The 6,682-nt window shown below is 67.2% G+C and carries 5 protein-coding genes; 2 read left to right on the forward strand and 3 right to left on the reverse strand.

All coding sequences use genetic code 11. The features are described 5' to 3' along the window. Window positions 1-41: 41 nt before the first annotated feature. Entirely contained in the window at window positions 42-2,174 is a 2,133-nt protein-coding gene (locus RWR81_RS05245) for a phospholipid carrier-dependent glycosyltransferase (RefSeq protein ID WP_314455462.1), read from the forward strand. 361 nt (window positions 2,175-2,535) lie between these two features. On the opposite strand, the gene RWR81_RS05250 is transcribed toward RWR81_RS05245, so the two are convergent. Beyond that, window positions 2,536-3,192: an NAD(P)H-binding protein gene (locus RWR81_RS05250; RefSeq protein ID WP_314455464.1), complete on the reverse strand. Its 657-nt coding sequence runs from the start codon at window positions 3,190-3,192 to the stop codon at window positions 2,536-2,538. Next, the gene (locus RWR81_RS05255; protein WP_314455466.1) at window positions 3,189-4,151 is read right to left on the reverse strand and encodes an EamA family transporter; all 963 of its coding nucleotides are present in this window, start codon (window positions 4,149-4,151) and stop codon (window positions 3,189-3,191) included. The genes RWR81_RS05250 and RWR81_RS05255 overlap by 4 nt, the downstream gene beginning before the upstream one ends. A gap of 78 nt (window positions 4,152-4,229) precedes the next feature. Here RWR81_RS05255 and RWR81_RS05260 point away from each other — a divergent pair, with 78 nt between their 5' ends. Further along, a complete protein-coding gene (locus RWR81_RS05260) occupies window positions 4,230-5,099 on the forward strand; it encodes a LysR family transcriptional regulator (protein WP_314455469.1) in 870 nt (289 codons plus the stop codon). Between the two features lie 133 nt (window positions 5,100-5,232). Here RWR81_RS05260 and RWR81_RS05265 read toward each other — a convergent pair whose 3' ends face one another. Next, window positions 5,233-6,501, reverse strand: a complete 1,269-nt coding sequence (locus RWR81_RS05265; RefSeq protein WP_314455472.1) for a serine hydrolase domain-containing protein — start codon at window positions 6,499-6,501, stop codon at window positions 5,233-5,235. Between the last annotated feature and the right edge of the window lie 181 nt (window positions 6,502-6,682).

Consider the following 6,682-nt stretch of genomic DNA (forward strand, 5'->3'; position numbering starts at 1 on the left):
GTCGCCACCTCCTTGATGTCGCCGCCGCCTAGACTCGGGGCGTGACGACTCCGAGTGCACTGTCTCCCGAACAGTCCCCCGAGCAGTCCCGCGACGGTTCCTCCGACCCGACCGCGGGCCGGGAACCAGCATTACCGGCAGCGACCGACGCCGCGGGCCGGGAGGGGACCGGCCACGATGAGGGACGCACTGAGAACGAGCTGCGCACCCTGCTCGGGCTCGGGCCGGTGGACCGGGTCGTGCCCCGCGCGCTGAGGATCCGCAGCTGGGCGGTCACCGGCGTCGTCGGCATCATTGCAGCGCTGCTGCGCCTCATCGGGCTGGGCCATCCCAAGACGCTCATGTTCGATGAGATCTACTACGTCAAGGACGCCTACACCCTGTGGCACCTGGGTTACGAGGCGAACTGGGCGGCGGACTCCGATGCGGCCTTCGCCGCCGGGGACTTCTCCGGAATGTCCAGAGAGGCCTCTTACGTCGTCCACCCACAGCTGGGCAAGTGGCTCATCGGTGCCGGGATGGAGGTCTTCGGGCCGTCGTCATCCTTCGGCTGGCGCATCATGCCAGCCATTGCCGGGATCGCGACTGTCCTGCTGCTGACGCGTTTGACGATGCGCCTCACCCGCTCCCCGCTGCTCGCGGGTCTGGCAGGGCTGCTGCTGGCGGTCGACGGCGTGGCACTGACCGAGTCCCGCATCGGGCTGCTGGACGTGTTCATCGGGTTCTTCGCCACCTTGTCCCTGTACTTCCTGGTGCGCGACCGCGAGTGGTCACGAGCAAGGCTGGCCCGCAGGCTGGTGGGGACGAGGCCTGGCGCACGGGCACCGCATGCCACGATCCGCCCCTGGCTTCTGGCCACCGGCGTCGCCCTGGGCCTGACCTGTTCGATCAAGTGGTCGGGGCTCTACCTCGTGGCGGTCGTCGGCGTCGCCGTCGTCGTGTGGGACACCCTGGCGCTGCGGCGGGTGGGGGCGCGAGCCTGGTTCCTGGAGGGGACGATCGCCCAGGGCGTGAGCGACTTCCTGCAGACGGTGCCGGTGGCCGCCGTCGTCTACGTCGGGGGCTGGTGGTCCTGGTTCACCCACTCCGGTGCCTACAAGCACGGATGGACGCTCGAACAGCTCAAGAATCACCAGCCGGTACCCTTCCCCTCGCTACCCAACAGTGTCAACGACTTCATCGCCTACCACCAGCAGATGTACGAGTTCCATGTGGGCCTTGCCTCGCCACACACCTATCAGTCGAAACCGTACGGCTGGCTGCTGCAGACGCGGCCGACATCCTTCTTCTGGGAGGACAAGGCCCAGGTGCCGCAGAACTGCTGGGGAGGGGACTGCATTCAGGCGATCACCTCGATCGGAAACATCGTCATCTGGTGGTCCGCCGTGGTTGCTCTGGCCGCCATCGTCATCATCGGGGTGAAGAACCGCGACTGGCGCGCGTGGGTGCCCCTGATCGGTTACCTGGGTCTGTACGTGCCGTGGTTCCAGTACCGGGACCGCACGATCTTCACCTTCTACACGGTGGCCTTCGTCCCCTGCGTCGTGCTCGTTCTCGTGCTGGCGCTGGGCGTGGGGGCAGGCCTACTGCCTCCGTTACCTGGGTCGAAGGAGGCCGAGACGCAGGCGACGGCGCTGAGGAACGGGCAGATCGGCGAAGGCATCCGGCCCTGGCGCGGTGTGGCCGCCAGATTCCTGGGCTTAGGTCCACAGTTCGGGCGCACCAAGGTGTGGACGCCGCCGGTGGTGGAGACCGATCCGGGCATGTACCTAATCAGCGGTACCGCAGAGGGCGAGGAGCCCGAGGCCAACGGCAGCAGCGCATCCACGACGATAAGTGCCGGCAGCAGGACCGGTACGGCGATCGCCGCGACGACCGATCCGGCTCAGGCTGTTGCGGAGCTGACCGGCTACCCAGCAATGACCGTCACCGCACCGAGTCCCTCCGACGACGAGCGTGAGGCCGATGGAGGAGCCCGCCGCGGACCGTGGGACGCTCTGGCGAACTGGACGACGGCGCCCACCTGGCAGATCCGCAGCGAAGGCATTTCCCTCATCATCGTGGTCACGGCCCTGGCCTGCGCCGCCGCCGCCTTCTGGTGGCCCATCTGGACCGGCCGCACCGTCTCTCGCACCTTCTGGCTGTGGCACATGTTCCTGCAGTCCTGGATCTGAACCGAGAAGGAGCTGCGGCAACGCCGTCGCGAGGACCAAGGACAAACCGGAGCACACAGCCCGGATCACGCGCGGCGAGAACACTACGAAGAACACGCTGTGGCTCGGTGAGGCATTCGCGGCCACACCCGGGGCCGTGTTGGTGACCCGAAGCCTCACCCCTGAGCGCTCCGAAACTCGCTGAGCGACCGACTGCTCATAGGACGTATGTAGGACAGTGCGGAGACTCCATCAACACTGGTGTAGGACAATTCCAGGCTCCGGCTCTGCCCATCCGACGTCCTGATGCCGTAGGCCTCGTGGCGTGAGAGGCCCTCAAGCCCCTCCTGACGACGAGCCACCGGGAGCGGCCGGGGCGGCCTCAGTCCGCCTCCGCTTCCGGCATCGAGGTGACAACCGTGAAGTGCTGTTGATCTCCGGGACGCTCCAGCTCATCGACGACGGCGAGAGCAAGGTCCTCGGGGCTGATGCGGGATTCTCCGTGGGCGTCCCGCAGAAGCGTGGTGGTTCCGCGGCGGTAGGAGCCGGCAGCGTCTCCCGGACCGAAGATCGCCGGCGGGCTGAGATAGACCCAGCCCTGGTAACGGTGCGCCTGACAGGCCCGGAACTGATCGAGGCTCGCCTGGGCCACGTCTTTCCAGGCCGGCGGCACAATGGTGGGGTCGTCAATGGCGAGGGTGCCGGGATCGCTGGGTGAGCTCAGTGGGGCTGCGCCCCCGATGATGAGCAGGGGCGTTCGGCTCCTGGAGGCGGCATCCAGGACGGCTGTCGTCAGTCGGACCAGGTTGCTCTCGTGACCCGCAGGCGGGCGGAGTGCGACGACGGCGGCTTCACTGTCTTCCAGGAGGCAGGCCACGCTCTCGACGTCGGTGACGTCCAGCAGGCATGAGGTGAGACCGGCTTCGGCCCGATGACGTCGCCGCCGGGAGACGGCGGTCACCTCGTGACCGCGGCTCAGCGCCTCGTTGACGACGGCTGTTCCGGCCATGCCGGTGGCACCCAGGACGATGATTCTCATGACGGGTCCTTTCGAGAGGAGGATCGGGAAGAGGGTGGGGCGAGCTGGCCCGCGCTCATCGCGGTCAGAGCGAGCGCGAATCCCAGGAGCTGGAGAGGCGTGAGTGCCTCACCGGCGATGACGTGCCCGAGGAGTGCCGCGGTCAGGGGTGAGAGCAGGCCCAGCAGCGTCGTCGGCGTGACCGGCAGTCGGCGTATGCCCGCGAACCAAAGGACGTAGGCGGACAGCCCTCCCACGAGCCCGAGCCAGGCGTATCCCGCAACGGCTCTGGTACCGATTCCGGTTGGGATGCCGTCGAGGACGACGGCGGGCACGATCAGCAGCAGGCCGGCGCCGGTGAGCTGCCAGCCGGCCAGGTCGAGGGCACTGACGCCGTCGGGCCGGCCCCAACGTTTAGTAAGGACGACTCCCAGGCCCATGGAGACGGCACCACCCAGGCCGGCCGCCACTCCAAGGGCATCGAACTGTGCCTGCGGTCCCAGGACGACGAGTGCGATACCGACGACGCCGATCACGCCCCATGTCAGCCTCCATGCCGACAGGCGCTCACCGAGGACGATGACGGCGAGGCCTGCGACGATGAGCGGTTGCGCGGCCCCGAGTGTCGCGGCCACACCTCCGGGCAGGCGCTGCGCGGCGACGACGAGCAGCGGGAAGAAGCAGGCCATGTTGAGGGCGCCGAGTATGAGGCTCTTCCACCACCACGTTCCGCGCGGCAGCTGCCGGGCGGCGAGGAGGGCGACGGTACCAGTAGGAAGTGTACGCATCAGTGCGGCGAAGACCGGATGCCCAGGTGGAAGGGCACGGGTGGTGACGATGTACGTCGTCCCCCACACGGCCGGCGCCAGGGCCGTCAGGACGATCCAGGCGATTCTCATCCGGCCGTCTGACAGGGCGCCGCCGGGCGTGGCCGACCTGGAGTCGCGCGTGGCGCTGGAGGGGGCGGCATGAGTCGTCATGCCTCCAGCCTGAAGGGCGCACATCGATTCGTCGATGACATGGATGAGATGGGAGCGATGCGCTCATAAGATTGATGGGTGGAGCTGCAACAGATGAGATACGCCGTGGCCATCGCTGAGGAGCAGAGCTTCACACGCGCGGCCGAGCGATGCTTCGTGGTGCAGTCGGCGCTGAGTCGCCAGATCAAGTCACTGGAGAGCGAGCTCGGGGTGAGGCTGTTCGCGCGCACGAGCCGCAAGGTGGAGGTGACGCCCGCTGGGGAGGCGTTCGTGAAACAGGCCCGGTTGTGCCTGCAGGCGGCCGAGCGCGCGAAGGCCTCGGCAGCGGCCGCTCACGGAGAGATCCGGGGGTCACTGACCATCGGGGTGATCCCGACCGTTACGGCAGTGGATGTTGCGGCGGTTCTGGGCGCCTTCCGTCGCAGCTATCCCGAGGTCGGCGTGCACGTGCGCACTGGCGGCAGTGATGAGTTCCTGCGTCGTATTGCGGCCGGGCAGCTGGACGTGGGTTTCCTCGGCCTGGCGGAAGGCGCGACGCCGCGAGGCGTGCAGACGCGAGAGCTCTCACGGGAACGCCTGGTGGCGGTGCTGTCGGAGGGGCACCGATTGGCGGGCCGGCGCCGACTCCGCCTTGAGGACCTGGCAGACGAGCCGTTCGTGGACTTTCCGGAGGGGTCGTCGGGACGTGAGCAGTCCGATCTGGCCTTTGACAGGGCCGGGCTCCGCCGTGAGGTGAGCTTCGAGGTGAACACGGCCGACTTACTCACCGGATTGGTGCGCCAGGAGCTGGGGGCCGCCCTTGTCGCTCCCAGCGTGGCCCACGACGTGCCCGGCTGCGTGTGCATCCCCGTCAGTGATGGCCCCGTCCGGGTGGAGTACCTGGCTTGGGACTCCTTCAACCCCAGCCCGGTGACACAGGTCTTCATCGACTCATTGCCAGCGTCCTAAGACAGTCTCCCCACTCACCGTCGTCTTCTTCATAGACAGCACGTGCTGCGTTGCCATGAAGAAGACGTCGGCGTTGAGGGCCGGCCTGGACCGCTGAGAGGCAGACAGGTCCGGACAGGCCAAGGCCGCGCCGCTACTTATGGCACAGGGTGGCGTCGACCGCATCCTTGATCCGCTGGTGCTTCTCCTTGGCGGAGCTCTCCGGGTTGTTCTGGTCCGCGATGGCTGTGGGCAGGGCGGTCACGGCGAATATGGCTGCGGTGCCGTCAGGTCCGACGGCGTTGTCGGTCTGGTACCCGTGGATCGTCCCACCGTGGCCCCAAGAGGTGCCTCCACAGCTGAGCGAAGTACCGATCAGGCCCAGCCCGTACACCGTTCCCGGCCCAAGGTGCGAGCTGGCGTCAACCGCTCCATTTTTCATCTCGTCGATGCTGGTCTGGGTCAGCAGTCTGCCGTCGAGGACCGCCTGGAAGAAGGTGTTGAGCTCACTGGGTGTCGAGACCATCGCACCAGCCGCCCACGCCCAAGCCGGATCCATCTCGGTAATGTCCTCGAGCTCGCCGTCGACACTGAGGTGGTAACCCTGAGGGTGGGTGCCCTTGATGCTCCTGTCTCCCGGGGCCGGGAAGTAGGTGTGGGACAGTCCTAGCTTCTTGATGATGCGCTGGTCGATCTGCTCCCCCACTGGGCGTTGAGACACCCGCTCAATGAGCATCCCCAGCACAATGTAGTTCGTATTCGTGTAGGCCCACTGCGTCCCCGGCTCAAAGGCCGCCGGCTTACCCAGAGCCGTATCCAGTAGATCACGCGGCTGCGCGTAGTGATCCTTGACCTGGAAGATATCGCTCCTTCCGGGAGTCGTGTCGGTGTACTCAGGTAGTCCGCTGGTGTGTTGTAGGAGCTGGCGCACCGTGATCTTTGATCCGTCGATGCCCTCGCCCCTGATCAGGCCGGGCAGGTAGGTCTCGATCGGCTCATCGAGCCCGACCCTGCCCTCCTGGACCATCTGCATGACCACCACAGCCACAAAGGTCTTCGTGTTCGACCCGATCCTCACCTCACCGTCCATCGGCGGGGCCTGCCCCGTCTCCAGGTTGCCTTTGCCCACAGCCACCCCCGCCGACTCACCCTCGGCATCACTCACCGCCGCCAGAGCCGCCGGGTAACCGTCATCCACCAGTCCCTGGGCCCGGGACTTCAGGCTCTCAGCCTCCCCCTTCGACGGCGCCGCCGAGGCCGCACCCCCAACCGCCCCCAACGCGATCGCCGCCGCCACCGGAACCGCCAACACCCGCCACACCACCGAACGACGACGAGACAGGCGGGACGTCGACGGGCTGGCTGCAAGATCTACGGATTGAGAGCTGTCATGAACTGTTCTGCTGTTGCGTGTGTTGCTCATGATGCCAGTGTCGACAATTCGCCGGCCGAACGCCCTCACCGACGGCACAGTGCCCACTGTCCATCAGGACAGTCCGCGCACGACGTGTAGTCGGGGCGGGAAGCCGGGGGGTTCGGGCCCCGCGGACGCGGGGGGGGGGGTAGGGCTGGGGGAACGCACCCCCCCCCCCACCGGGGGAGAA

This window comes from uncultured Actinomyces sp. (assembly GCF_963526355.1).
Lineage (GTDB): Bacteria > Actinomycetota > Actinomycetes > Actinomycetales > Actinomycetaceae > Actinomyces.

Coding starts and splice junctions, on each gene's coding strand:
- RWR81_RS05255 (WP_314455466.1), bottom strand. CDS start 4,151: ATGACGACTCATGCCGCCCCCTCCAGCGCCACGCGCGACTCCAGGTCG.
- RWR81_RS05250 (WP_314455464.1), bottom strand. CDS start 3,192: ATGAGAATCATCGTCCTGGGTGCCACCGGCATGGCCGGAACAGCCGTC.
- RWR81_RS05265 (WP_314455472.1), bottom strand. CDS start 6,501: ATGAGCAACACACGCAACAGCAGAACAGTTCATGACAGCTCTCAATCC.